This is a genomic window from Qipengyuania rhodophyticola, from assembly GCF_042493225.1.
In the GTDB taxonomy this organism is placed as follows: Bacteria; Pseudomonadota; Alphaproteobacteria; order Sphingomonadales; family Sphingomonadaceae; genus Erythrobacter.
On sequence record NZ_CP170454.1, the window covers coordinates 2711950 to 2738836 of the forward strand.

Here is a 26887-nt window from a genome sequence, read left to right on the forward strand (position 1 = left end):
TTACTCCGCCGCCGCGCTGCTGCTGGAAGGCGCGCCTGAAAGCAACGCGCGGTTGCCGTCGCCGACCAGCGCAAATCCGGCCCAATAATAGGGGTGCGAAGTCGCCGCATCATCCATTAAAGCACGCTGCGAAGTCTTGAGCGCAGCACCCACTGATGCCGTTTGCCCCTCGCGGAACATTGCGCTCATCAGCCTGCCAGTCGCGTCAAAATCATCAGGCGCTGGCCAATGACTGGCCAAGACCGTCCGCCCACCTGCGCCAACAAATGCCCGCACCAAACCATCGAGCGATGTGCCGCCGCCGCTGGTCAGACCTGCTGCACGCGTCGCTTCAATCGTTGCGCCTGCGGCGGTGTCGCATGCCGACAGAATCACCAGGTCCGCATCGAGATTAAGGTCGAAAATCTCATCAAAGCTGAGCAATCCGTCGGAGCCTTCCGCGCCAAAGGATGTCAGCAAGGCAGGCTGCGCCGCGCAATCTGGGCGAGGTGGTGTGACGAGACCATGCGTAGCAAAGTGCAAGATACGGAACTCATCAAGATCGGCCCGCGCCTTGATATTGCTATCGGTGAAATCCGCACCGGTCTGCACTTGTGAGCGCGCCCCGCCAATAATACTGCTTGCGACTTGCAACTCGCGGTCATCAATCGGCCGGTTCCAATTGGTGAGGTTCCAGAGGCAATTATCATTGCCAGTCACGGTGACACCGCGGACGCTCGCTTGTGTCACCTCACCCACTGGCACATTTTCACCCAGTCCTAGATATTGCTGTGACGCGGACGAAGAGGGCGCTTGACGCGCATCAACAAACCCCTGCGCGGAGACCGCCGTGCTTATACGCCGATCGCGGCCCAGCCATGCGACACCCCGAAAATCATATTCGTCCTGCGCCGCCTGAGTGTTGTAAGTCTCAAGCGAGGCATCGTCGGTAACCAACAGATCAATCGGCAAGCGCAGCATGGCGCCGTCTGGTTCAAAAATCAGGTGGTCAATGCCGCCAAGCCGGTCGGCGACTGGGCCAAAGAGCGCACTAAATAGATCACGTGCCATCTCCACATCAAAGGGGTATGTGAGCAGCTGACCATTCTCTTCCAACGCAATGGAGGCGCGGATCACATCGACATGAAAGTCGAGATCTTCCTGGCTGAGCGGAACTTTCCAAGCCTTTGCTTCGTCGCGGCTGGCATAGACCATAAACAGATCGGCACCCGATTGCGCCAACCGCGCATAAGCCTCTCCCGGCTCCATCAGAGCCTGAAACTCATCGAGCTCAATCGCCCGATTGGCAACCATGCGGTATTGCGGAAAATCGGCTAGCTGCGCCTGCGTGCTCAATTGCGCCTGCTCCAAGCGCTCGATTTCTTGCTCTAGCTCTGCCGCAAGCCGAAGTGCGGCTGTGCTGCCCTCAGCCGTGCGGACAAGCTGGAGATAACGAATGCGCTTCTGCTCAATCTCACGGGTGAGGTCAGTTGACTGTCGGAAAAGGCGCGATGCCTCATCGGACCCACCGCTAAGCTCGCGCGCAAACACGGCCTGTGTTTCTGCAATACCTGGTCGGACAAGCAATTGCGCCGCCTTAAAAAATCGCGATGAGGCGGCTGCATCGGTGGCCGAGCGCTCTGCCAGATAGCGGTAATAGGGCGTCATCTGATTGGTAATGCCAGTCGCGCCGGAATTGCGCGCCAAAGTCCGGTCAACCAGCGCTTCATAAATTGCGAGCGCTTCCGTCTCTTGCCCATTGCGCAAAAGGAAAGAGGCAAGCCGCGCCTCTGCTCCGCCAACCGCACGTCGCTCCGGATATTGAGTTTCGATCAGAGTCAGCGCGCCGCGCAGCAGGCCCTCGGCCCGTCCAAGATTGCCATCCAGCTCTTCAATACGTGCAAGATCGCCCATAATTTGCGAGCGCATGCGGATGATCGTCGTCACCCGCCCATCGCGCACTGCCATCGCGCGTTCCTCCGCTTGACCAAGCGAGGCGCGCGCAGCCACGCGATCACCCAGCAAGCGCTGCGCGGTGCCGGCAATCTGTAAGGCCTGCGCATCGATAATCTCGGCCCGTTCACGCAAGGTCAGCTTCGTCTCATTGGCAAAACCAACCAGAGAGCCGCGGCCTGCGCTGTTCATGCGGTCCGCAATCGGAACACTGATCTCAATCGCGCCCTCACGCGCCGCAACGCCGTCAACGCCAGCGCTTAGCGGCAGGCTGAGCCGCTCTGCAACTTGCTCAGGACGCCCGCGATTAAGCAGGTGGATCGCCTCAAAATTGCGCTGCAACCGCTCGCCCACAACATTGCCAGCACTGATAGTGCGCGCTTGACCAAACAGGCCTTCAGCTTCTGCAAAATCGCCAAGATTGGACTTCTGTAAAGCCCGGTTCAGCACGAACTCGCTAGGATGAATGGAGCTGTCGCCCTCGCGTTCCAGCCGGTATTGCAGTGTTTCGAAATAGGCCGCCGCCTCGGCATATTCCCCGCCCAGATTGCGGCGATATCCCTCAACCAGCGCTTGTTCTGGCTGCAGACTTTCGGCCTGTACGCGACTGAAAGCCAGCGGATCACCAACAGAGGTGGTCGCTGCATCAATCTTTCCCTCGGCAATGCGGTTATCGAGCACCGATCGCAGCGCCAGCCGCATCGCATCATCATAGGCGGTGAAACCATCGGCCACATAAGTCCAGTCGCCGCGCTCAACGCTTACCGTCGACCAATTGAGCTTCGAATCGGAAGTCGTACAATCGTACCGAACCGCATCCGACACATTCGCATAGCCCGCGTCTTTCGAGCCGAAGCAATCGAGCACGAAACGCCGCGCTTGGGCCACCTTCTCAAACGGATCATCCGGCACATTCTTGAAAGCAAAAACTTCAGCCACAGGCTGCGCGCTGTCCCTGCACACAACCGCCCAGCGGCGGTCGAACACAGTCATAGCTGCGGTTGAGCCCGCACTGCGGTCTTGCACAGAGCACAAGACGCCTTCAGCATCACCGATAGGAAAGCTGTCGCGCAGCAACACTGGTCGCGTTTGCGCAGCTAAGGGTTGCGGCATGACGCCAGTAAAAACCACTGCGGCGGCCAGCACACTTGCTGGCACTAGTTTTTTGAAAACACCTGTTCGGCGCACAATCGCTCTCCCCTAACAGGCCATGCATTGCGCATGACCTACCCATCAGATTGCGACCCACCGCTGTAATCCTCTGCGCTTATTGTGCTTTTTGCAGAGTCGAATTCTGCGCGGGTAATGGCCTAGTGCGCGCAGCGTTGCTTGTATGGAATGGACAAAACCGGGCACAATGCCCGGATGATGTCAGCCTAACACCCAATCAGAACCCTTCGAAGCGCACATGCTCATCGAGTGGAACACGCTCACGCTCGAAGTTATTTAGCGGGGCGTCTGGATCACGGTAGCCAATCGCCATACCGCAAAAGAGCATATAGCGGTCGTGATCGAGACCCAAAAAGTCGCGGATCACATTGGCATAGAGCGCCATATATTCCTGGAAACAGCTATCGAGTCCCTCTTCGCGCAATAGCAAGGCGACCGTCTGCAGCCACATACCCGTGTCTGACCACTGCGGCTCTCTCATAAGCCTTGGGAAGTAAGTGAACATGACCACCGGCGCGTCAAATGAGGTCGCATTGCGCATCATCGCCTTCATCCGACCTTCGCCATCATCGCGGGCGATATTCATTGAGCCGAACATGCCCTTGGAGACGCCATTGAGCCGCTGTTTATAGGCGTCTTCCTGACCCGGCGCTGTCCAGTCATATTCCGCCTCTTGCGGCGGGGTGGTGGTGATTTTGGCCTGCAAATCCTTGAGCGGCTGACCTGTAACAATCGCGGCTTCCCACGGCTGAAAATTACAGCCCGACGCGGCCCAGCGCGCGGTGTCCATAACCCGTCGTAAGGTTTCGAGCTCAACCGGCTGATCCGTGAATTGGCGGACACTGCGGCGGGATTGCACTGCTTCTGTTACGTTCATTTAGGCCCCTTTAAGCGAATGCTGATAACGTGCACGACATGACGTTAATCTCTCAGATCAAAAGCCTATTCGCCCCGCGCCTTACGGTCAATCATCCCGCGCTCGGACCATCAATCGCCGTGTCGCGGCTTCCCTCCGGCAATTACTATTGGGAGGCGGGCGAGGAGATCGAGTTTCGAGGCTTTTCTATTCTTGTCGTCTTCGAAGCTGGGGAAGCAGGCCCAAGCGATGCTCAGGTGGAGATGTGGCGCCACATCAAAGATCAATTCGAACAATTACTCGAAGCCGCCAGAGCAACCGCGCGACCGGTTTGGGAGAAAACCAATAGCGAACTGGACTTCTCTGATTTCGAGCCAAGACTTATTGAGCTACCGAAGGAAGGGAACGTAACCCAGCATTGGGAGCTACGGCTAGACCATGAGGATTCTGGGATAGGTTATCTGGTGAGTTTCAAAGGTGACGAACCAACGGGCGTCGAAACAGATTAGCGCCGCACGCCTTTCTCATCGTCAAACAGCTCAGCCAGCTGCTCGATAATCGTGCCGCCTAGCTGTTCGACATCCATGATGGTGACAGAGCGCTTGTAATAGCGCGTCACATCATGGCCGATGCCAATCGCGGCGAGTTGCACGGGAGACTGCTTCTCAATCCACTCGATCACCTTGCGCAAGTGCCCTTCGAGATAGCCCGCTGTGTTGACCGACAGCGTGCTGTCATCGACCGGCGCGCCGTCCGAAATCACCATCAGAATGCGGCGATCCTCTGGCCGTGCGAGCAGACGATTATGTGCCCACAACAGAGCCTCACCATCAATATTCTCTTTGAGCAGCCCTTCCCGCATCATCAGGCCGAGATTGCGGCGCGCGCGGCGCCATGGCTCATCCGCCTGCTTATAAAGGATATGGCGCAAATCGTTGAGGCGCCCGGGATGCGGCGGTTTGCCATCAGCGAGCCATGCTTCGCGGGCCTGCCCCCCCTTCCACGCGCGGGTGGTGAAGCCGAGAATTTCCGTCTTCACCCCGCACCGCTCCAGCGTGCGTGCAAGGATATCCGCACTGATCGCCGCAATTGAGATCGGGCGACCACGCATGGAGCCAGAATTGTCGATCAGCAGGGTGACGACCGTGTCTTTGAAGTCGGTCTCCCGCTCCATCTTATAGCTGAGCGAATGACCCGGGCTGACGACCACGCGAGAAAGACGCGCGGCGTCGAGCATCCCCTCTTCCTGATCGAAATCCCAGCTGCGGTTTTGCTGCGCCATCAGCCGCCTCTGCAGCCGGTTGGCAAGCCTAGTGACGATGCCCTGGAGCCCCGCAAGCTGGCTATCGAGATAAGCGCGCAGCCGCTCCAGCTCTTCCTGATCGCACAGATCACCTGCCTCGACGACCTCGTCATATTTCTCAGTAAAGGGCTTGTAATCAAAGTCTTCGGGCAAGTCCGTCCATGGGCGGTTCGGGCGCACGGGCATCATGCCATCCTCGCCCTCATCCGATGGATCGCCCTCGGCCATCTCGCCTTCGCCGTCCATTTCCTCGGTCTCGCCGTCGGCCTCACCTTCAACGCTGTCGCCCGCTATCTCGGCAGATTGCGGCTCCTGATCGCCCTCGGGCTGCTCCTCGCCGCCCTCTTCTTCCTCAGGCGTTTCGCCGTCATCGTCGTCTGCGTCATCATCGCTGCCACGGTCCGCATCCTCTGGCAGAGTCAGATCGAGGTGACGCAGCATGTCGAGCGTCAAGTTCTGGAAGGCGCGCTGATCGTCAATTTTCTCAGCCAAAGCGGAGATATCACCGCCCGCCTTATCCTCGATCCAACCGCGCACCAGCTCCACGCCGGTCCTCGCATTCGCAGGGATTTCTGCGCCAATCAGAGCCTCGCGCATCAAGAGCGAAAGTGCGGTGGGGAGCGGCACGTCATCGGGCGTTTGCGCACGAGTAATTCCGTCAGAGGCCGTGCGTAGCTCAACCGCTGCGTCCAGATTCTCGCGGATCCCCTCATAGGCATTCGCGCCAACCGCCTCATAGCGGACCTGCTCCACCGCATCATAGCAAGCGCGCGCAATCGCCTCGGCGGGCGAACCTGCCGCATGCACCGCCTCATTATGATGACGCAGTTTTAGCGCAAAACTGTCGGCAAAGCCCCGTGCTTCGCGGGCCTGCGCTTCGGGCAGCTCGCGTCCCGGCAGTGGCACTCGGAAATTCTTGCCCGAAGAGCTTGGCGCATCCGCGCTCCACGCAACCTCAACCTCATGCTCTTCAGCAAGCGCGCGGCTCGCGCCGGTGAGCGCCTGCCGAAACAGGTCGAGGGGTGTTTGATCTGACATAACTTAAGAGCGGCGTTAGCCGAGGATTGACTGTCCGGTCGACTCCCAATCTTTAAGGAAGCCCTCAATGCCCTTGTCCGTCAGTATGTGATTGAACAGCTGCTTGATCACTTTGGGCGGTGCGGTCATCACATCAGCGCCGATTTTCGCGCTTTCCAGCACGTGAGTGACATGGCGCACACTTGCGACCAATATCTCGGTCCCAAAGCCGTAATTGTCGTAAATAAGGCGGATATCGCTGATCAGTGACATCCCGTCGACACCGTTATCATCATGACGGCCAACAAACGGACTAACGAAGGTTGCGCCGGCCTTGGCCGCGAGCAGCGCTTGATTGGCCGAGAAACACAGCGTCACATTGACCATAGTGCCATCGCTGGTGAGCGCTTTGCATGTTTTGAGCCCATCAATTGTCAGTGGCACCTTGATGCAGACGTTGTCCGCGATCTTACGCAGCACCTCTGCCTCTTTCATCATCGTTGCGTGGTCCAGCGCAACCACTTCGGCGCTGACCGGGCCGTCGGTCAGCCCGCAAATTTCCTTGGTCACTTCCATGAAATCGCGGCCAGACTTAGCGATTAGCGAGGGGTTCGTCGTGACCCCATCAAGCAGGCCAGTCGCAGCCAGATCAGTGATCTCATCAATCTCGGCAGTGTCAGCGAAAAATTTCATGGGCGCAGAATCCGTCTCTTTGGGAACCAGATAGCGCGATTATAATTACACGTTACATGCAAGCAATCATCAAATACCCCCTTCTCACCGCTTTCCTCATCGCCCCGGCGTCAGCATCGGCCAGCGACGAGGCATTTGAGTTTTGGCTTAATCCATCAATCTCAACCGATTTGGATAAGAATACCGGCATCGAGATCGAGACTGCGCAGCGTTTCCGCAGTGCGGGTGATGGCCGGGTTGACACCTATTTTGCGCGGTTTTGGGTCAATCAGAAAGTCTCCGATCAATTCACCTTGGCCGGAGCCATCGAGCAACGCATCAATGATGGCGGCAGCGATGAAACACGGTTTCTGCAACAATTGTCGGGCAAGCACGGGGTCTTCCGTTCTCGGATGCGGTTGGAGCAGCGCTTTGTCGAGGATCGCGGAGGCCGCCTAGGGCTACGCCTGCGCCCGCGCCTCGGCGTATCAGTGCCGCTAGATGCGGCGGGCAAATGGAGCTTTGGCACCGACGCAGAACTATTCCTGACACTGCGCGGGACCAGCGCAGGCGGTGATACAGGCCTCACCGGCCTGCGCACTCAGTACAAGCTCGGTTACGAGGTCAACGATAACCTCTCGCTCAGCGCAATTTATCTGCGGCAACAGGACTTCAGAGACAATCGCCCGGATCGTGTAGGCCACGCTCCCTTGATTGGGGTCGAATACAGTTTCTGACCAGCTGCGCGGCCGATTGCGGCGCCAAGTGACCTCAGCAGACAAACGAAAAGGGCCCGGTCTTGCGACCGAGCCCTTTGCTTTATCAGGAGACTAATCCGATAAAATTGGGTTGTTTATGCAGCTGCGACGGCGCGGCCTGCCTTCTTCTGGCGCATCGCGCCGCCGATCAGGCCGAACCCGAGGATCATCATGAGCCATGTACCAGGCTCAGGAACCACTGGTGTAGTGGTGTAGCTGAAGCTTTTCAGCTTGTAGACGTCACGCTGGTGATCTTGATTGATGAACGATGGCGCAATCAGCCAGACATTGCCGACATTGCCAGCCGTGTTGACGTTGCGAGTGCTGTCACCGCTGAAGGGGTTGCCCGCTGTCGACTCGTATTGAGTAAGAAAGTTCAGAGCCGACAGGTTTTGTCCTGCCAAGTTTAGGTCCGTACCAAATGGCAGGTTGCTCAGTGCGAAACCGATCGTCGAATCGGTGTCGTTTGAATTCTGAAATCCTGTGTTGAAAGTCACATCGCCAAGCGACACGGCTTGGTCGAACTGCAGAATGAAGAAGTCCAGCGAACCGCCATTGTCAGCCGCATGGCCACTCGCGCTTTCACGGCTGTTCTCAATGCCGAGACCGCCGCCGAAAACACCGGGGGTGACCTGCTCGATTGTCTGACCGCCTAGTGCAGCCCAACCGGTGACGCGGACATTTACGCCGTCACTGCCGACATACTCGATGCCGCCATTGTTGCTGCTAGCGCCATTGCTCGAAATGATAGTCGCCGCTGCAGACGGAGTGGCCACTGCCAGTCCCAAGCTCGCCAACAAAGTTCCAAAAATCTTACGCACTAATTTAACTCCCTGAATTTCGCCGATACGCCACGATTGCCCCGCAGACGTTGATCGTCAAAATGCAACTACAAAACCAAATCTCTAAAGAAGGCTAGCGCCCTCTGATGAGAATCATTGAGGGACCCTTAATCTTTTGTTGAGCATCTTATGTAGGTAATTCTCGCGAGTGTCCATGTTTGAGACACCAAATTTTACGCGAGTTAGCATTTGATAGGGCGCTCCATTTTTCCAGTGGAGAGCGCTCGATTGGCGCGGCGGGGCCTTGTGTTCCGTGGCAGGAGCGCTGCATAGCTTGCAATGCTAATGAACCGCGTCCGCTGCCTTGTCCTAAATGCCGCTCTCGGCCCGCTCGACTACAAAGTGCCCGATGGCATGGTGGCGGGTCCGGGATCCGTTGTCGAATGTCCATTGGGCCCTCGCACCGTTATGGGCGTGGTGTGGGAGAAAGAGCGTCTGCCCGGAACTGACGTCCCCGCTGCAAAACTCAGAAATTTGCAGGGAATTCTGCCAGTCCCACCTTTGTCAGCGCCCCTGCGCCGGCTGATTGAGTGGACCGCTGACTATTATTGCGCGTCTCTCGCCTCGGTTGCGCGGATGACCCTTTCGAGCGGTGGCGCTTTGAAAGGTCCGGCGACCAGCATTGAATATAGGCTCTCAGGAGGGATGCCGGAACGCATGACCCCGCAGCGCGAGGCCGCAATGGAAGCATTGGGGGGCGAGCAGGCAACAATCCGCGAGCTCGCAGGGATTGCGGGCGTCTCCGAAGGCGTGCTGCGCGGGCTGGTCAATCAAGGCGTTCTGGAGCCGATCGAGGTAGACATTGATCGACCGTATCGGCGCGCCGAGCCGGGCTTTACCACGGTCGAGCTAAGCCCGGATCAGCGGGAAGCCTCCGACATCTTCACCGCTGCGGTGGAGGCGCGCAAATTTGCGCCTTTCCTGCTCGATGGGGTTACTGGTTCTGGTAAAACTGAAACCTATTTTGAGCCGATAGCAGCGGCTCTAAAGAACAATCAGCAAGTGCTTGTCCTGCTTCCGGAAATTGCGCTTACAGAAGCATTTCTCAGCCGCTTTGAGGCGCGCTTTGGCGCAGCACCCATTCTGTGGCACTCCTCTCTCAAATCGACCGAGCGGCGGCGGGCATGGCGGGCAATTGCCTCGGGAGATGCGCAGGTGGTGGTCGGTGCGCGATCCTCGCTCTTTCTGCCCTATGCAAACCTTGGCTTGATCGTCGTGGATGAGGCGCATGAGATCAGCTTCAAACAGGATGAGGGCGTACGCTATAACGCTCGCGATGTAGCGGTGATGCGCGCGCATTTTGAGGAAATTCCCGTGATCCTCGCCAGCGCGACCCCAGCACTCGAAAGCCTGCATATGGCCGACACTGGCACATATACTCGGGTGGAATTGCCCAGCAGATTTGGCGGTGCAACCCTGCCGAGCATCAACACAATTGACCTGACCGAGGAAAAACCCGGATCGGGCCAATGGCTTGCACAAAGATTAGTCGACGGGATCGAAGAGCGGCTGGCGCGCAAGGAACAGTCGCTGCTGTTTCTGAACCGCCGCGGCTATGCGCCGCTGACCTTGTGCCGCAATTGCGGGTTCCGCTTCCAATGTCCCAATTGCAGCGCGTGGCTGGTTGAGCACCGCTTTTCTGAGCGGCTCGCTTGCCATCATTGCGGGCATGAAACACCGCCGCCCGCCACTTGCCCCGAATGCGGGGAACCCGATTGCCTTGTCGCCTGCGGACCGGGGGTGGAGCGGATCGCCGATGAAGTGGCTGAGCGCATTCCCGATGCGCGCTGTTTTGTCGCGACATCCGATACGCTGAACACGCCAGGCCGCGCGGCAGAATTCGTCGCGATGACGGAGGCTGGCGCGATTGACGTGATTATCGGTACACAGCTCGTTACCAAGGGTTTCCACTTCCCCAACCTCACGCTCGTCGGTGTGGTTGACGCGGACCTAGGCCTCGAAGGCGGCGACCTGCGCGCGGCAGAACGCACCTATCAGCAAATCGCGCAAGTCGCCGGACGTGCTGGCCGGGGTAGCAAGCCCGGAGAAGTCCTGCTGCAAACGCGGCACCCCACCGCATCGGTCATCGCAGCTCTCTCGGAGGGCGATCGCGACGCCTTTTATGAGGCCGAGACCGATGCGCGCCGTATGGCCGGTGCACCGCCCTTTGGCCGCTGGGCGGCGATTATCGTATCCAGCGAGGATGAGGCTGAGGCCAAAGAGGCGGCAAACCGCATCGGCGGAACCCGTCCCAATCACGATGGGGTCGACATTTATGGCCCTGCCCCTGCGCCTTTGTCTCTCCTGCGCGGACGGTATCGCTATCGCCTGTTGATCAACTCAAAGCGCACCGTAAACTTGCAAGATATCATCCGCCGCTGGCTTGGCGGGCTCGATCTGCCCAACAGTGTCCGGGTGAGCGTGGACATTGACCCATACAGCTTTGTATAGAACCTTTTAGCTTGCGTACCAACGCACACCGGGGCGCCGTATGGATACAAACTGATACAAGCTGCGACTGAACATTCACTGCCAATGCGATATAACTCGCAAATGGATAATATACGGCTCAAGTCTGTTATTTACACCGCTTGGACGAGCATCGCTTTGGCTTTGTCTGCCTGCGGCGGGGGCGACAGCGCACCACCAGCGACCATCACTCCCAATCCAGACCCTCCGACCACCGCAACACCAACGCCGGATCCTGCCCCGGCTCCTGCCGAGCCCGACTTCAGCGCAGTTACTGCTGCAATCGAGGCGCATTCAGACGACAATTTCGCGGTAATAATCGGCACAGTTGATGGCGAGGTATATTCCTATACCAAAGGCATATTTCCGCTCGAGGAGCAGTATCAAATCGCCTCAGCATCGAAGTGGCTAACCAGCAGCACCATTATGCGACTGGTTGAACGCGGCGCGATGTCACTGAGTGACCGGCCGCAGGATTATCTCGCCTTCTGGACTGATGATGCGATGGACCCGCGCTCACGCATCACGCTCGAGCAATTGCTTAGTTTTACCTCTGGTTTCAACCAACAGCCTGGCTCACTTGGCTGCACACCAGCCTTAACCGTCACGCTTCAGCAATGCGTCGAACAAGTCTATGCCGATGGAATCGACACTGATCCGGGCAGTAACTACTCCTATGGACCCGAGCACATGCAGATTGCCGCCGCGATGGCAGAGCGCGCGACAGGCACGCCGTTTGCCGAGCTGCTTGTCATTCAGATCGCTCAGCCGCTGGGCCTGAGTGATGCGACAGGGTTCGTCTCCCCTACGCAGCTCAATCCGCTGGCATCGGGCGGCGGAGCTTCAAGCCCGCGGGACTATGCGCTATTCCTCGAGGCGATGCTGAAAGGCGAAATCGTCAGCGATCTGGACACGTTCCTCACGGATCGGATCCCGAACACACCGATACTCTTCAGGCCTCAGGCATCAGGTGATTTCGGTGACTGGCACTATGCGCTTGGCGCTTTTGTCGAATGCGATCAGCCAGTGTTCGATAGCTCGTGCAGCGCGCAAATGACCTATTCCAGCCCCGGCTCCTTTGGTTGGACACCATGGATTGACCGCAGAACAGGGTATTGGGGCCTGATCGCCAGGCGCGGCGCGAGAAACACCGCAGAAGTCGCCGTCGAGCTACAGCAAGAATTGCAACCTTTGATAGAAGAAGCATTGGCGCAATAAGCCGGGCAAGGCTGGTGCGGGCACTAACAGGGCGCTAGCGCGTTGCCTTGATATGACTAAACCCACCCTCATCCCCATCCTTGGCGATCAGCTGACCCGCACGCTCGCGAGCCTCCGGGGGCAAAGCAAAACCGACAGCGTCATTCTTATGATGGAGGTTTGGGACGAGGCGACCTACGTCAAGCACCACAAGCAGAAGATAGCGCTGATCTTTTCGGCTATGCGCCACTTTGCAGCCGAGCTGTCCGAAGCTGGCTGGCGCATCGACTACGTCAAGCTGACTGACACGAACAACGCGGGCAGTTTCACCGGCGAAGTGGCCCGCGCGATTGAGCGTCATGACCCCGCCAAAATCTGCATAGTTGAAGCCAGCGAATGGCGCGTGCGGCAATCCATGGATGAGTGGCACGACAAATTTGCCTGCGAAGTCGAAGTGCTGCCCGATGACCGCTTTATCTGTTCGCAAGCTGAGTTCGACGAATGGGCCAAGGGCCGCAAAGAGCTGCGCATGGAGTTCTTCTACCGCGAAATGCGCAAGAAAACCGGCCTGCTGATTGATGAGAGCGGCAAACCCGTTGGCGAGAAGTGGAACTTGGACGCAGAAAACCGTGCGTCACCCGACGCAAAAATGGATCCGCCGCCCTGCCCCAAATTCGCGCCCGATCAGATGACACAGGAAGTGATCGAACTGGTCGAGGACCGGTTCGGCGATCACTTCGGCAATCTTGAGAACTTTGGTTGGCCCGTAACTCGTGCCGATGCGGAAAAAGCTGCCGATGCTTTCTTCGCCGAGCGACTACCCGATTTCGGCAAATATCAGGACGCGATGGTCCATGGCTCGGACGATCTGTATCACTCCATGCTATCCACCAGCATTAATTGCGGCCTGCTCGACCCGTTGGAGCTCTGCCAGCGCGCGGCAAAGGCATACCAAGATGGCGATGCCCCGCTCAATTCAGTCGAGGGTTTCATCCGGCAGATCATCGGCTGGCGTGAATATGTGCGCGGGTTTTACTGGCATCAAATGCCGGGGCTTGCTGAGGCAAATGAGTTGGGGGCGGCGCGCCCGCTGCCCGAGTTCTACTGGACAGGTGAGACCGGCATGCGCTGCCTAGCGGACAGCATCCGCTCCACTCACGACAATGCCCATGCGCACCATATTCAGCGCCTTATGGTGCTGGGCAACTTCGCGCTGCTTTCAGGCGTCGCGCCAAGCGCGGTCGAGGATTGGTATCTTGCGGTCTACGCCGATGCTTATGAGTGGGTCGAGCTGCCCAATGTGGCGGCAATGGTACTCTATGCCGACGGTGGGAAACTGGCGAGCAAGCCCTATGCAGCTTCGGGCAATTACATCAACAAAATGAGCGATTACTGTAAGGAATGCGCCTACTCACCCTCCAAGAAAACCGGCGAAGGCGCATGCCCATTTAATCCGCTCTATTGGCACTTTATGGACCGCCACCGTGAGCGCCTCAGCAAGAACCACAGGATCGGGCGAATTTATTCAACTTGGGACCGGATGGGTGAGGAGAAACAGCGTGATTATCTCGATAGCGCGGAGGCGTTTTTGGAGACCCTAGAGCCCGCAAAAGACGGCTGGGCGCGCCATTAACCGCCCCCTCCGGCCCGCATAAACCGGCATGATTGGAGTGAACTGTCTCATTTTGAGACAATTATAGACATTTTACATGTTGAGATTCGGTAAGGCTGGATTGCTGAGCTACCTGCAGAACCGCAAAACATGGGTCGTCCCATTGTACTCGCTCAACAGGACGTAATGAAATGAAAAAACTCGCTCTTTTAGCACCAATCGGTTTGGTCGCCGGTCTGGCTGCCGCTCCAGCCCAAGCCGCTTTGGTCTTAGACGAACCTTGCGATACCGCGCTCATTGCGCCGACAGCATCCGCATGCTCGGGCTATTGGGAAGGCAATTTGCTCGGCGGAAGCCCTGTGAAAGTGCAGGACCAGATCGACGCGATCGACATGCTCCCATCGAGCTTTGTATTCAATGGCGATTGGGGTCCGGTCGACGCCACCAAGATCACATCGCTAGCGAACGGTAATGAGCTCGACTTTGGCCAAATGCTATTCGGTGAAACCATCATTGGGGCGCATTTCGGCAACGTCGCGGGTCCGGCTGGCAACGTAACGGTATTCTGGCTGTTTGACTTCGGTACCACCGGCGCCTCGTCGGTCGCGCTTAACAACGCGATGGGCTTCTCCAATTCGGTACTTTACACGACCGGCACGAACGCCGTTCCAGAGCCAGGAACTTGGCTGATGATGATCCTCGGCTTTGGTTTGATCGGCGGCGCAATGCGCGGCCGCAAAACCAAAATCGCCGGACCTCGCGTCACTTATTCTTAAGTCTGAAGTGCAAGCAAAACGCTAGGCTGCTGCAGAGAGTGCTCTCAGCAGGCCTGCGGCCGCTGCCGTATCGGCATATTCGCGCAGGACCATAATTTTGCCGTCTACTACTTCGCCGACGACGCAGACCGTCAGATCGAGCTGTTCGCCATCAGGCAATGTACCGCGAACCCGGTGTTCTTCGATAAAACCAGTTTCGGTTGCTGATCGGATTGCTTCCTCGTAGCGGAAGTCTAGTACGACCGCATTTACAGCGCCAGTGAACTTCAAGAGAGTATCGCGGTCCATGGCTGGGCCACCGTTTTGTGATCCACGAAAGTCGTCCGCACAAAGCGCTTTGGCAGCTTCCAGATCGCCGTTTTGAAATGCGACAAAAAGGTTTTCGGCAATTTGTGTTGGCGTCATGGCGTCTGGTTCATCCCTACTATCTCGAGCACATCGAACTGTGCGATTTTAGCGATAGAGCTCGCGTGCAGCCTCGCCCAGAGCATCCATAGCCTCACGCCACGGCGCAGGGCCATAGCTAATCCGAGCGACCCCAATTGCACCCAGCTCTACATTGGAGGGCATGCCGGGCAAGCGCATGACGTTCACTGGTAAATCAACGCCTGCACAAATCTGAGCAATCATATCTATATCGCTGAGACCAGGAATGAAAAAGCTGCTGGCGCCCGCATCCTTATAAACCGCGCCCCGCTTAATCGCGCCCGTTACCAGTTCCGCCCGATTGGGATTCTCGCCTGCCATAAGTGGCGCTAAAAACATGTCGGTGCGCGCGTTCACAAACAAGCCAGCACCCGCCACGATAGCAATTCGCTCGGCTTGCTCAGCCGCATCGCGGAGCTCCTGCCCGCCTAGAACCTGATCCTCAAAATTGCACCCAAGCGCCCCGGCTTCCCGCAATGCCGCCGCGTTCGTAGACAGATCCTCTAGACACTGTGCATAGCCAGTTTCAAAGTCGACGGTCACTGGCAGATCAACCGCTGCAACTATTTGCCGCACCGCCCTCAGCAACGCATCAAACGGCATCGCCTCGCCATCGTCAAAACCCTGAGCACCGGCAAGCGACAAGCTGCCAGTAGCGATCGCGGTCGCCCCTGCATCCGCCACCGCCTTCGCGCTGCCCGCGTCCCAAACATTGAACAGGACAAGCGGATGGTCAGCGCGGTGAAGCGCTGCGAATTGATCTTTGGTCATGTTAGAATAACTCCGGTTCGTCGGCGTCGCCTTGGCCGCCCTCACGCTTCAACAATTCGGCCTTGATTTTCGTGCCATAGGCATAGCCGCCCAGTGAACCATCGGCCTGGATAACGCGGTGGCAGGGGATCAGCACGGCGATGTTGTTTGCGCCGTTCGCTCCGCCCACTGCGCGGCTTGCGCTGGGTTTGCCGAGCGCGGCGGCAAGCTCGCCATAGCTGCGCGTTTCTCCCGCCGGAATTTCACGAAGCGCTTGCCAGCAGCGTTGCTGAAATGCTGTGCCTTTGACATCCAGCGGAATATGCGAGTTGTCGAGCGCGGGCTCTTCTACCGCACGCGTGACTTGCTCAAACAGCTCGCGAAACTCATCACCGCCCAGTGATACTTCCGCGTTGGGGAAGCGCGCGCGCAGATCGCCTTCGCCCTCGTTGAAAGAGAGACAGCAAACCCCCTTTTCACTCGCCGCAATCAGCATATCGCCCAGCGTTGTCGCAATGATTTCATAATGGATAACGCGGCCTGCACCGCCATTTTTCCAATCGCTGGCACTCATTCCCATCTTGCCCTCCATCGCCTCGTAGAAGCGGCTTGGTGCTTCATAGCCCGCATCGTAAATCGCATCTGTGACGCGGTCAGCCTCCACCAGCGCATCCTTGGCCCGCTCTTCGCGCAGCGCCCGCGCATAGGCCGCTGGTGACAAACCGGTCGCGCGCTTAAACACGCGTTGAAAATGGCTGGGTGAGTAATCCGTGATTTTTGCAAGCTCTTCCAGCGTCGGCTTGTCGCCGGATTTGATCGCATCAATCGCCGCCATCACAGCAGCCTCATCACGCGCCACATCATCAGGCATGCAGCGTTTGCAGGCGCGAAGCCCGATTGCCCGCGCCTCTTCGCCGCTCGCGAAAAAGCGGACATTTTCGCGCAGGGGGTGCCGCGCAGCGCAGCTGGGCCGGCAATAAATACCCGTCGTCAACACGCCCGTTACAAAGCGCCCGTCGAAACTGCGGTCACGCCGCATAACAGCCGCCCACGCTTCGTTGGCATGAATGTTCGATTCGCCAGTCATGACGCATTCTTAGGCGGGTTTTTCAGCCGCACCCATCCCGCGTCTTGCGATCAAAACAAATGGACGGCAAAAGGCCGAGTATATGAACCGATTTATCGCATTTCCCGCCCTGTTGATCGCGCTGCTTTTTGCGCTGGTCTCGCCCGCCCATGCACAGGGCGAATCTGCCGATATTGACGCGGCGGCCAGGGGCGTTGTGCGGGTCGTCATTATCGCGGCCGATGAGGAACGCGGGATTGTCCCGATCAGCCATGGCAGCGGCTTCGCAGTGGCGCCAAAGCGTATTGTCACCAACGCGCATGTCGTGCGCGATGCGGTGAATGACAATAGACTTCGTGTTGGGATCGTCCCCTCGGAAGGCGGCGAGGCGGTCTACGGTAAAATCCTTAAAGTGAGCCCACGCAACGACCTCGCGCTTATTGAAATTACCGGCGATTTGCGTCTGCCTCCTCTAGTATTGTCTGGAGAGCCAGTGCGCGACAGCGGTGACAGCTATGCAGTTGGCTATCCAATGAATGTTGACCGGGCTCAGGGTCTGGAAATCGGCGATATCTTTAAGGCGCAGCCACCGGTGAAGAGCCGCGGCTTCCTTGCCGGGACACGCCCCAGCCGTCAGTTCCACACGGTTTTGCATACCGCCCCCATTGCGAGCGGAAATTCGGGCGGGCCGCTACTGGATAGCTGCGGCCGCGTGCTGGGTGTGAACAGCTTTGGTGCAGATAGCGCAGGCGCGGATGCAGAGTTCTTCTTTGCTGTATCGAACCGCGAGCTGGGCCCTTTCCTGCGCGAGAACGGCGTTGAACCGCGCGCCAATGATACACAGTGCCGCAGTCTGGCCGCGCTGGATGCTGATGAGCAGGCCCGCATCGCTCAGGAGCAAATGGCCGCACGCGCAGAGCTGGCAAGTCGCAGCGCAGAAGATCGTGCACGCCGTGAACGCGCTCAATTTGAGGCGGAGATGCAAGTGCGCGATGAACGCGACGACCGTATGTTCGCCAGCGTATTGCTCTTACTGCTCGGAGCGGGAGCCGCTTGGTGGGCTTATGAAAAGCGACCTGCAAAAACCGGTGAAGATGCAGAATGGCCTGCGGCGAACAAAGGCGCAGCGGCGGCTGGCGCAGGCCTCGTGCTGATCGCTCTGTTCCTACAACTCACCCGCCCTGGCATTGACGAGATTGATCGCCGCGTCGCCAACGCGCTTGGGAATCCCGATGGTGGCGGCGATGAAGGCGAAACCGGCGGCGACCCGCAACTTGCGGCGAGCGATGTCACCTATCTATGCACTATCGACAAGCAGCGCAGCCGCATAACTCGATCCGACACAGAAGACGTGGAGTTTAGCTGGAACAATGGCGGCTGCGTTAATGAGCGAACGCAATATGGCTTTTCCGGCGGGACATGGTCACGGGCCTTTGTGCCCAATGACGAGCAGGCGGTGTCAGTCGCCAGCTTTGACCCGCAGCGGCGGATCTACCGCACAGAGCGCTATCTGCTCAGCCGCGGCGCGATGGAGACAGCGCGCGAGGCTCGCAGCATGTATAAAGCGCCATCCTGCGGTGCTGAGGATGCTGCGGCCACGCTCGGCGATCAGCAGAGCGCGGTCCTATCCGCCCTTCCCGCGCGGCCTAATGAGCGGCTGGTCTATAGCTGCGAGGCGAAGTCGGGCGACTAAGCCGCCAGCGCCTCCCCGCTCAGTGTGATCCGGTGCATCTCGCGGCGGTGACCTGCATAGTCGTTCATGGCATTGTGCCAGCTCGTTCGATTGTCCCAGATCGCCACTGTGCCCGGCTTCCATTGCAGGCGGCACTGATTGTCATCGGTCAGCGCAGCATCACACAGCTCATTAAGCAGCGGTAGGCTTTCCTCGCGTGTTTGGCCGACGAAATTGATCGTGAAAGCGGTGTTCACATAGAGCAATTTTCGCCCCGTTTGCGGGTGACGGATCACGACGGGGTGGATTGCACCGGTCTTCAGATCTTGCCCGCGCAAATGCTCGCCCATATCTGTCTGGGCATAAAGGCCGCCCTCTTCATAGACATGATCAGCGGTGTGATAGGCCTCTAGCGCTTCGGCCTTGGCTTTCAATTCATCGGACAGCGCATCGTAGGCCGCGCCCATATGCGCCCACATTGTGTCGCCGCCTTTTGGGGGAAGTTCACGCGCAACCAGTACTGATCCCATAGCCGGGATTTGGTCATAGGAGTGGTCGGTGTGCCACGCGCCGCCAATGTTGGTGTTCTGCGTCGGCTCTTTTTTCACCACAGAGATTTCATCGAAATCGCCTTGCTGCGGAAAGTAATTATTGATGTCCATCCCGCCCCAGCGCTTGCCAAAGCTGATGTGATCTTGCGGTGAAAATTCCTGATCGCGAAACACAGCGACGCCGTGTTCGTAAATCGACCGTTTGATCTCGTCCATTTCAGAATCGCTGCATTTCGCCAGCGAAACGCCAGAGACTTCCACGCCGCACTTCGGGGCCATTGGTGTGAGCTGCATATGTCCTCTCCTGTATTTTTTGCCGAGTATGCGCGATTCTGTTTTTCATGCAAGCATCTCCGCTACCGCACGGACAACAAAGGTTCCGCATTCTGCAACGGTCCCGGCTTGCGCTCCTAAAGACTCGATGCTAGGCGCGCGCCAGCTTTGCCGGAGTGACTTTTGTGACTCGCAAACGGCACTGTGATGCAAGTTTACTCCCGGATCCAAGAAGGACCTTCAACGCGTGGATATTTCCGCCGGTATTCAGGCTAGCCTGTCAGGCCGTTATGCCTCTGCTTTGTTCGAACTCGCTTCCGAGCAGGGAACCGTGACTGCTGTCGAATCGGACCTTGAGAAATTGGATGCGGCTCTGACCGAATCGGATGAGCTCACATCGCTCTTCGCCAATCCCAAAGTGTCGCGCGGCGAAGCTGCGAAAGCACTGGACGGAATTGGCAAGCATTTGGGGCTTTCTGAGCTTACAAACAATTTCCTCGGGGTCCTGGCGGGCAACCGCCGCGCCGGACAGCTCGCCGCCGTGATCAGTGCCTTTCGCCAGATCGCCGCTGCGCAGCGCGGTGAAGTGACCGCCACCGTTACCAGTGCGCACGCGCTGTCGGATGAACAGGTCACGACGCTCAAGCAGAAACTGACCGCGCGCGAAGGCCGCACGGTTAAACTCGAAACCGCTGTTGACCCCGATTTGCTCGGCGGTCTGGTGGTCACAATTGGTTCTAAGCGGATTGATGGTTCTATCCGCACTCGTCTTAACTCTCTCGCCCAGGCAATGAAGGCCTAAAGGACAAGATTTATGGAAATCCGCGCAGCAGAAATCTCCAAGGTCATTAAAGACCAGATCGCCAATTTCGGCACGGAAGCCGAAGTCAGCGAAGTCGGTTCTGTTCTCTCCGTTGGTGACGGCATCGCCCGTATCCACGGCCTTGACAAGGTTCAGGCTGGTGAGATGGTCGAATTTGCTAACGGCGTTCAAGGCATGGCCCTTAACCTCGAAGCTGACAATGTCGGCGTCGTGATCTTCGGCTCTGACGCTGAGATTAAAGAAGGCGACGATGTTAAGCGGACCGGCACAATTGTGGACGTTCCCGTTGGCAAAGGCCTGCTCGGCCGCGTGGTCGACGCTCTGGGCAATCCGATTGACGGCAAGGGACCGATCGAAACGACCGAGCGCAGCCGCGTTGAGGTAAAAGCGCCGGGCATCATCCCGCGCGAATCCGTGTCTGAGCCTGTGCAGTCTGGCCTCAAAGCGATTGACGCACTTGTGCCGGTTGGCCGCGGTCAGCGCGAGCTGATCATTGGTGACCGTCAGACCGGTAAGACCGCCGTCGCGATTGACACGTTCATCAACCAGAAGAACGACAACGCCAGCGACGATGAGGGCAAGAAGCTCTACTGCGTCTATGTCGCTGTCGGCCAGAAGCGTTCGACTGTTGCGCAAATCGTGAAGCAGCTCGAAGAGAACGGCGCGATGGAATATTCTATCGTGATCGCTGCGACGGCTTCTGAGCCTGCTCCGCTGCAATACCTCGCGCCTTACACAGGCTGCGCGATGGGCGAATTCTTCCGCGATAACGGCATGCACGCCGTGATCGTGTATGACGATCTTTCCAAGCAAGCGGTTGCCTATCGTCAAATGTCGCTGCTGCTGCGTCGTCCTCCGGGCCGTGAAGCCTATCCTGGCGACGTGTTCTATCTCCACTCACGCCTGCTTGAGCGTGCGGCGAAGATGAACCCGGACAATGGCTCTGGCTCGCTTACCGCGCTGCCGATTATTGAAACACAGGCGGGCGACGTGTCCGCCTACATTCCGACTAACGTGATTTCGATCACTGACGGTCAGATCTTCCTTGAAACCGACCTCTTCTATCAGGGTATCCGTCCCGCGATTAACGTGGGACTCTCGGTGAGCCGTGTTGGCGGCGCCGCTCAGACCAAGGCGATGAAGAAGGTTTCCGGCTCGATGAAGCTGGACCTGGCGCAATACCGCGAAATGGCGGCCTTTGCTCAGTTCGGTTCAGACCTCGATGCCTCAACGCAGAAGCTGCTTAACCGCGGTGCGCGCCTGACCGAGCTGCTCAAGCAAGCTCAGTTCTCGCCAATGCCGTTTGAAGAGCAGACTGTGTCGATCTTCGCAGGCACAAATGGCTATCTCGATGATGTAGCCGTTGAGCGCGTGAACGATTACGAAGAGCAAATGCTGGCATTCTTCCGCAAGGATCACGCCGACGTGCTCACCGAAATCCGCGACAGCAAGAAGTTCGAAGGCGACGTGAAGGACAAGACCGTTGCGGCGCTCGACACCTTCGCAAAGCAATTCGCCTGAGCCCGATAGAGAGACAAGGGAGCCGAAATGGCTAGCCTAAAAGAACTCAAGGATCGGATCGGGTCGGTTAAATCGACTCAGAAGATCACCAAGGCCAAGCAAATGGTCGCCGCGGCGAAACTGCGCCGGGCGCAGGCTGCTGCTGAAGAAGCACGCCCCTATGCCACGCGTCTGTCTGCGGTGATGGCATCGCTCGCCAGCAAGGTTTCGGGCGATAGCGCGCCGAAACTGCTCGCGGGCACTGGCGCCGCGCAAAAGCACCTGCTGGTCGTGGTCAACACGGACAAGGGCCTATGCGGCGGTCTGAACTCGAACATCGTGAAAGAAGCGAAGGCTCAAGCGGCTCAGCTAATCGCGGCGGGCAAGGACGTTCAGTTCTACCTCGTCGGCAAGAAAGGCCGCGCGCCGATCAAGCGCGACCATGAGAGCCGCATTTCCAAGCATTTCGACACTTCGGCCGTGCGCACGCCTGGTTTTGAAGAAGCCGACGCAATTGCGGATGAGCTGATCGAGCTGTTTGAAGGCGGCCATTTTGATGTCGCGCATCTCGTGGCACCGAAATTCCAATCTGCACTAGTTCAAACGCCAACAACGACGCAGCTTATCCCGGTTCCGTCACCCGAAGTTACCGAAGATACTGACGGCGCCGCTGTTGAGTATGAGCCCGATGAGGAAGAAATCCTCGACGCGCTGCTGCCCCGCTATGTGAAGACACAGCTGTTCGGCGCGCTGCTGGAGCGTGAGGCGTCCGAACACGGCGCGTCGATGACAGCTATGGACAACGCCACGCGAAACGCGGGCGATTTAATCAACAAGCTGACCATTCAGTATAACCGCCGCCGTCAGGCCGCGATCACCACTGAACTTATCGAAATTATTGCTGGCGCTGAGGCGCTTTAACGAGATGACCCCTATGAAAACCCTCCCAATCGCCTTGTTTGCTTCAATCACTCTGGTCGCGTGCAGCGAAGAGCCAGCGCCTGAACCTGCTCCGGTAGAAACCGTAGCGCCAGAGCCTGAGCCATCACTGCCCGCCCCATCAGCCGAAATTTTCGCTGAGACGTTTGCCAAGGCATGCCCAGCACAAAAACCAATCAATAACTCAGCCTGCAAACGCGCTGGGATGACTTCATCCGATGTCATTTGTGACTATGGATTGGGTGATGACGAATTTCTTCGCCACAAGGCGACCCTAACCCCCGGTGATGGTGAATGGACCGTTGCCGACACCGAAACCGTTTGCGCCCAAGGCGCATAAACTCAAGCCCTAACTCAAGCCACGTAGGATCAAACACATGGCCACCGCACCTGTACTTAACCAGACCACAAACGGCACAATTGCCCAGGTCATCGGCGCCGTCGTCGACGTGCAATTCGAAGGCGAACTGCCGGCGATCTTGTCCGCTCTGGAAACCAAGAATGGCGAGAAGACGCTGGTTCTTGAAGTGGCTCAGCACCTTGGCGAGAACACCGTTCGCACCATCGCGATGGACGCGACCGAAGGCCTGACACGCGGCAGCGAAGTCATCGCAACCGGCGCGCAGATCTCTGTGCCAGTTGGCCCGAAAACGCTTGGCCGCATCATGAATGTGGTTGGCGAAGCGATTGACGAGCGCGGCCCGATTGGCGCCGATCAAACCGCTCCAATCCACGCAGAAGCACCTGCCTTCATTGACCAGTCGACCGAGGCGGCGATCCTCGTGACGGGCATTAAAGTTATCGACCTGCTCGCGCCTTACGCAAAGGGCGGTAAGATCGGCCTGTTCGGCGGCGCCGGTGTGGGCAAAACGGTTCTTATTCAAGAGCTGATCAACAACATTGCGAAGGGTCACGGCGGCGTTTCCGTGTTTGCCGGCGTGGGTGAGCGTACCCGCGAAGGTAACGATCTCTACCACGAATTCCTCGACGCAGGCGTTATCGCGAAGAACGATGCTGGCGAAGCGATCAGCGAAGGCTCTAAAGTGGCCCTCGTGTTCGGCCAGATGAACGAGCCTCCAGGCGCGCGTGCCCGCGTTGCTTTGTCCGGTCTGACTATGGCTGAGTATTTCCGCGACCAAGAAGGCCAGGACGTGCTGTTCTTCGTCGACAACATCTTCCGCTTTACCCAAGCCGGTTCGGAAGTGTCCGCCCTGCTCGGCCGTATTCCCTCGGCGGTGGGCTATCAGCCAACACTGTCAACCGACATGGGTAATTTGCAAGAGCGCATCACCTCGACCACCAAGGGCTCGATCACTTCGGTTCAGGCGATCTACGTGCCTGCCGATGACCTTACCGACCCTGCACCAGCAACCTCGTTTGCTCACCTTGACGCGACGACCACGCTGAACCGCGCGATTTCGGAGCTGGGCATTTACCCTGCTGTTGACCCGCTCGACTCGACCTCGCGCGTGCTTGAGCCGCGTGTTGTTGGCCAAGAGCATTACGAAACTGCCCGTAAGGTTCAGGAAACACTGCAGAAATACAAGTCGCTGCAAGACATCATCGCCATTCTCGGCATGGACGAGCTTTCTGAAGAAGATAAGCTCACCGTGGCCCGTGCGCGTAAGATCCAGAAGTTCTTGTCGCAGCCATTCCACGTGGCTGAAGTCTTCACCGGCATCTCCGGAGTGTTCGTGCAGCTCGAGGACACTGTTGCCTCGTTCAAGGCGGTTGTTGACGGCGAATACGACCACCTGCCCGAGCAAGCCTTCTACATGGTTGGCGGCATCGAAGACGTGGTCAAGAAGGCCGCTGAAATGGCTGAGGACGCGTAAGGCACAATGGCGGATGCGGATATTCTGGACATAGCGGATGCAGCGAACGAGCTGTGTCCCTGGTCTAGAGATCCAATTTCAGCTGACAGTCTTACGCTCTATCGCGGCAAGGTGGTTGGCTTTTGCAATCCGGGATGCCGTGACAAATTTGAAAGGGCCACATCGCATTTTGATGCGGCGATCGATGGAAACTGACTATGGCTCTCCACTTTGAACTCGTAACCCCTGCCAAGCAGGTCCGCTCGGAAGACGTCTATATGGTCGTCGTGCCCGGTGCCGAAGGCGAATTCGGCGTCCTGGAAGGCCATGCGCCGTTCATGTCCACTATCCGCGATGGTGCGGTACAGGTCTACAAAACCGAAGGCGCGGCGCCTGAAGAAATCCAGGTTCGCGGCGGATTTGCCGAAGTCGGCGATGCTGGCCTCACCGTGCTCGCGGAGCATGTCGAGGCGTAAGCCATAGTCCCTCGCCACTTGAGCGATATTTCGCTCATCTAAAATGATATTCACCGGGCTAGGCGTGAGTTGACGCGCCCTGCCCGCGCACGCCTCCGCATTAGGAAAATGCTAAGAGGATTATGGTTAAGGCTTTCTGTAGAAAGGCCTTTGCCCCGACCGTGACGACGACAGCACTAAACCAATCTAGCCGGCGTATTGCCGCCGCTATGCCCAACTTCGGGCTAAGCCTGATCGTCTGCGCCGCGCTGACCCACTTCCTAATCGCATTGCAGATCGGCCAGAGGCCGGTCTCGTCCTATTTTACAATAACCTGGGTCATCGAGCTATCGGCCTTCTTGGTCGTGCCCTTTATGCTGTGGTTCGTGCTTAAACTGGTCGAGGCTGTCAGGCGCAATGTGCCTAGCCCGATCGGCCATATCACGAGCGCGCTTATCCGAGATCGCAAACGCTTCATGACAGCGGCTGTCCTGTTTGCCTGCTATGGCTTGGTCAACCGGTCCTATCGGGCGATAAAAGTTGGTGTCCCGCGAATTGAGGATTTTTGGGCTGACCCCATGTTTGTACAGTGGGACCGGGCAATTTTCGGAACCGACCCATGGACAATCACACACGCTTTCATTGGCCCTGCCGGAACCTACGCGCTCGATATGCTCTATGCCGTGTGGATCGTTGTTATCCTGTTGGTCTATGCGGTTGTTGGCTTTGCCAAAGACCGCGTCTTCCAATTGCGTGCATGCTTCACATATCTGCTCATCTGGATCCTTCTGGGCAATCTACTCGCTGTGATCTGGTCAAGCGCTGGCCCTGTCTATTACGAGCATTTCTTTGGCGATCCCTTGTTTGCTCCTCTTATGGAGCGCCTAAACGGGCAGGAGCTGCGCGCTTTGCAAATACAAGATCTTCTTCTTTCCAACTCTGGCGATGAGATGATTGGATCTGGCATCAGCGCAATGCCGTCTATTCACTGCGCAATGACCGCGTTGATCGCAATTCTTGTATGGGAGCGACGCGGGTTTGGAATGGTCTTTGCGGTGGCCCTCGCCTACCACCTCGCCATTTTTGTGGGCTCAGTGCATCTGGCATGGCATTATGCCGTGGACGGGCTGGTCTCTTCAGCGCTGGTTCCGCTTATCTGGTTCGCTGTAAAAACGCTTGTCCGTGATGTTCCCGCAGACAAAACTGATGGCGGGCTCCGGGGAAAAGCAGCGGCCAACCCCGCTTAGGCATAGCAACAGCGCCCAGTTCACTCCGATTCACCCCACCGGAATCATGACCTCATTGCGGCGGAGCGGTGATGGAACCATTGGTGCATCGTAAAATGCGTATTCTGCCGGACCGGTGGCCTCAAGACTGTTTTCGGCCATCCAAGAGCGCAGCCGCGCCTCTTCGCGCTCCAGATCGCTGGATGTACCGCTCCCAGAGAAACGCACTGCGGCCATGCGCCTTCCGGGTACCTCAGTCAGAGTGATGTCCTCGGGCGTTTGCGGGAGTGTCTCAAGAGTATACTGGCTCGGCATAACAAAGCGGGTCCGCCACGCGCCGTCCGCATCCCTGTCGCTTGCGCCATCCTGCATCACCGGAGACGTCATCGCAATTTCCTGAGTTTGATCCAGCAGGACAGGAGAAGTCATAGCAATTTCTTCGCCCTGCTTAGCGTTCGCCTCAGCACCGGGCCGATCCTGCGCGAAGATATACGCCGCAAGGCGCCGGAACCCATTGTTGAGTGCTTCGCTACGCGGGCCAGTATGCGTCACCTCCGCAACGATCATCGGCGCATATTCACGCACTTCAAAATCCTCAGACTGAGCGACGACCTCGAACGCAGGTTTTTCAATATTGCGATATTGCGCCCAAGCCACTGCCCCGCCTCCCAAGACTGCGATTGCCAGACCTGCGGCGATCCATGTACGCTTCTTCATTACTGACATCCCATGCTCTTACTTTACACAAGTAGATACGCGAGGTGTTGGTTCCCGGATGCAGTCATATG

General features: G+C 57.8%; 24 protein-coding genes. 14 read left to right on the forward strand and 10 right to left on the reverse strand.

The features are described 5' to 3' along the window. Positions 1-3120 (reverse strand): CHAT domain-containing protein, encoded by a 3120-nt coding sequence (locus ACFCXQ_RS13025; RefSeq protein ID WP_379551263.1) that lies wholly within the window; start codon positions 3118-3120, stop codon positions 1-3. 199 nt (positions 3121-3319) lie between these two features. After that, complete coding sequence (locus ACFCXQ_RS13030; RefSeq protein WP_379551265.1) at positions 3320-3979, reverse strand: nitroreductase; 660 nt, start codon at positions 3977-3979, stop codon at positions 3320-3322. A gap of 38 nt (positions 3980-4017) precedes the next feature. On the opposite strand from ACFCXQ_RS13030, the gene ACFCXQ_RS13035 reads away from it, so the two are divergent. Then, positions 4018-4467: a hypothetical protein gene (locus tag ACFCXQ_RS13035; protein ID WP_379551267.1), complete on the forward strand. Its 450-nt coding sequence runs from the start codon at positions 4018-4020 to the stop codon at positions 4465-4467. On the opposite strand, the gene cobT is transcribed toward ACFCXQ_RS13035, so the two are convergent. Then, complete coding sequence (gene cobT, locus ACFCXQ_RS13040) at positions 4464-6299, reverse strand: cobaltochelatase subunit CobT (RefSeq protein ID WP_379551269.1); 1836 nt, start codon at positions 6297-6299, stop codon at positions 4464-4466. The genes ACFCXQ_RS13035 and cobT overlap by 4 nt on opposite strands. 15 nt (positions 6300-6314) lie before the next feature. After that, positions 6315-6971, reverse strand: coding sequence for a fructose-6-phosphate aldolase (gene fsa / locus ACFCXQ_RS13045; RefSeq protein ID WP_379551271.1), 657 nt, complete (start codon positions 6969-6971; stop codon positions 6315-6317). Between the two features lie 56 nt (positions 6972-7027). Here fsa and ACFCXQ_RS13050 point away from each other — a divergent pair, with 56 nt between their 5' ends. Further along, a complete protein-coding gene (locus ACFCXQ_RS13050; RefSeq protein WP_379551273.1) occupies positions 7028-7687 on the forward strand; it encodes a DUF2490 domain-containing protein in 660 nt (219 codons plus the stop codon). Between the two features lie 116 nt (positions 7688-7803). Here the strand turns inward: ACFCXQ_RS13050 and ACFCXQ_RS13055 are convergent, their stop codons facing one another. Beyond that, positions 7804-8529 carry a PEPxxWA-CTERM sorting domain-containing protein gene (locus ACFCXQ_RS13055; protein WP_379551274.1) on the reverse strand — a complete coding sequence of 242 codons (726 nt, stop codon included), beginning with the start codon at positions 8527-8529 and terminating at the stop codon, positions 7804-7806. A 306-nt stretch (positions 8530-8835) separates the two neighbouring features. On the opposite strand from ACFCXQ_RS13055, the gene ACFCXQ_RS13060 reads away from it, so the two are divergent. From ACFCXQ_RS13060 to ACFCXQ_RS13075, 4 genes are all read left to right on the forward strand, one after another. Then, positions 8836-11001, forward strand: coding sequence for a primosomal protein N' (locus ACFCXQ_RS13060; protein ID WP_379551276.1), 2166 nt, complete (start codon positions 8836-8838; stop codon positions 10999-11001). 102 nt (positions 11002-11103) lie between these two features. After that, entirely contained in the window at positions 11104-12237 is a 1134-nt protein-coding gene (locus ACFCXQ_RS13065; protein ID WP_379551278.1) for a serine hydrolase domain-containing protein, read from the forward strand. Positions 12238-12289: 52 nt separating this feature from the next. After that, positions 12290-13849, forward strand: a complete 1560-nt coding sequence (locus tag ACFCXQ_RS13070) for a cryptochrome/photolyase family protein (protein ID WP_379551280.1) — start codon at positions 12290-12292, stop codon at positions 13847-13849. A gap of 170 nt (positions 13850-14019) precedes the next feature. Continuing rightward, a complete protein-coding gene (locus ACFCXQ_RS13075) occupies positions 14020-14604 on the forward strand; it encodes a PEPxxWA-CTERM sorting domain-containing protein (RefSeq protein ID WP_379551282.1) in 585 nt (194 codons plus the stop codon). 21 nt (positions 14605-14625) lie between these two features. Here the strand turns inward: ACFCXQ_RS13075 and ACFCXQ_RS13080 are convergent, their stop codons facing one another. The 3 genes from ACFCXQ_RS13080 to ACFCXQ_RS13090 are packed head-to-tail and all read right to left on the reverse strand — an operon-like array spanning position 14626 to position 16867. Next, positions 14626-15009 carry a nuclear transport factor 2 family protein gene (locus ACFCXQ_RS13080; protein WP_379551284.1) on the reverse strand — a complete coding sequence of 128 codons (384 nt, stop codon included), beginning with the start codon at positions 15007-15009 and terminating at the stop codon, positions 14626-14628. Positions 15010-15057: 48 nt separating this feature from the next. Then, complete coding sequence (locus ACFCXQ_RS13085; protein WP_379551285.1) at positions 15058-15801, reverse strand: isocitrate lyase/PEP mutase family protein; 744 nt, start codon at positions 15799-15801, stop codon at positions 15058-15060. A 1-nt stretch (position 15802) separates the two neighbouring features. After that, entirely contained in the window at positions 15803-16867 is a 1065-nt protein-coding gene (locus ACFCXQ_RS13090) for a bifunctional transcriptional activator/DNA repair enzyme AdaA (RefSeq protein ID WP_379551287.1), read from the reverse strand. 82 nt (positions 16868-16949) lie between these two features. On the opposite strand from ACFCXQ_RS13090, the gene ACFCXQ_RS13095 reads away from it, so the two are divergent. Then, positions 16950-18539 (forward strand): S1 family peptidase, encoded by a 1590-nt coding sequence (locus ACFCXQ_RS13095; protein ID WP_379551289.1) that lies wholly within the window; start codon positions 16950-16952, stop codon positions 18537-18539. Here the strand turns inward: ACFCXQ_RS13095 and ACFCXQ_RS13100 are convergent. Further along, positions 18536-19363 (reverse strand): TauD/TfdA dioxygenase family protein, encoded by an 828-nt coding sequence (locus tag ACFCXQ_RS13100; RefSeq protein WP_379551291.1) that lies wholly within the window; start codon positions 19361-19363, stop codon positions 18536-18538. The genes ACFCXQ_RS13095 and ACFCXQ_RS13100 overlap by 4 nt on opposite strands. A gap of 226 nt (positions 19364-19589) precedes the next feature. On the opposite strand from ACFCXQ_RS13100, the gene ACFCXQ_RS13105 reads away from it, so the two are divergent. The 7 genes from ACFCXQ_RS13105 (at position 19590) to ACFCXQ_RS13135 (ending at position 26120) form a co-directional block, all read left to right on the forward strand. Beyond that, positions 19590-20144: a F0F1 ATP synthase subunit delta gene (locus ACFCXQ_RS13105; RefSeq protein ID WP_379551293.1), complete on the forward strand. Its 555-nt coding sequence runs from the start codon at positions 19590-19592 to the stop codon at positions 20142-20144. A gap of 12 nt (positions 20145-20156) precedes the next feature. Continuing rightward, positions 20157-21686: a F0F1 ATP synthase subunit alpha gene (atpA, locus tag ACFCXQ_RS13110; RefSeq protein WP_379551295.1), complete on the forward strand. Its 1530-nt coding sequence runs from the start codon at positions 20157-20159 to the stop codon at positions 21684-21686. A 27-nt stretch (positions 21687-21713) separates the two neighbouring features. Beyond that, the gene (locus ACFCXQ_RS13115) at positions 21714-22586 is read left to right on the forward strand and encodes a F0F1 ATP synthase subunit gamma (protein ID WP_379551297.1); all 873 of its coding nucleotides are present in this window, start codon (positions 21714-21716) and stop codon (positions 22584-22586) included. Positions 22587-22599: 13 nt separating this feature from the next. Beyond that, positions 22600-22944, forward strand: coding sequence for a hypothetical protein (locus ACFCXQ_RS13120; protein ID WP_379551299.1), 345 nt, complete (start codon positions 22600-22602; stop codon positions 22942-22944). 37 nt (positions 22945-22981) lie between these two features. Continuing rightward, positions 22982-24439 carry a F0F1 ATP synthase subunit beta gene (atpD, locus tag ACFCXQ_RS13125; protein ID WP_379551301.1) on the forward strand — a complete coding sequence of 486 codons (1458 nt, stop codon included), beginning with the start codon at positions 22982-22984 and terminating at the stop codon, positions 24437-24439. A 197-nt stretch (positions 24440-24636) separates the two neighbouring features. After that, positions 24637-24894, forward strand: a complete 258-nt coding sequence (locus ACFCXQ_RS13130; protein WP_379551303.1) for an ATP synthase F1 subunit epsilon — start codon at positions 24637-24639, stop codon at positions 24892-24894. Between the two features lie 161 nt (positions 24895-25055). Beyond that, the gene (locus tag ACFCXQ_RS13135; RefSeq protein ID WP_379551305.1) at positions 25056-26120 is read left to right on the forward strand and encodes a phosphatase PAP2 family protein; all 1065 of its coding nucleotides are present in this window, start codon (positions 25056-25058) and stop codon (positions 26118-26120) included. Between the two features lie 30 nt (positions 26121-26150). On the opposite strand, the gene ACFCXQ_RS13140 is transcribed toward ACFCXQ_RS13135, so the two are convergent. Continuing rightward, entirely contained in the window at positions 26151-26816 is a 666-nt protein-coding gene (locus tag ACFCXQ_RS13140) for an SOUL family heme-binding protein (RefSeq protein WP_379551307.1), read from the reverse strand. Positions 26817-26887: the final 71 nt, after the last annotated feature.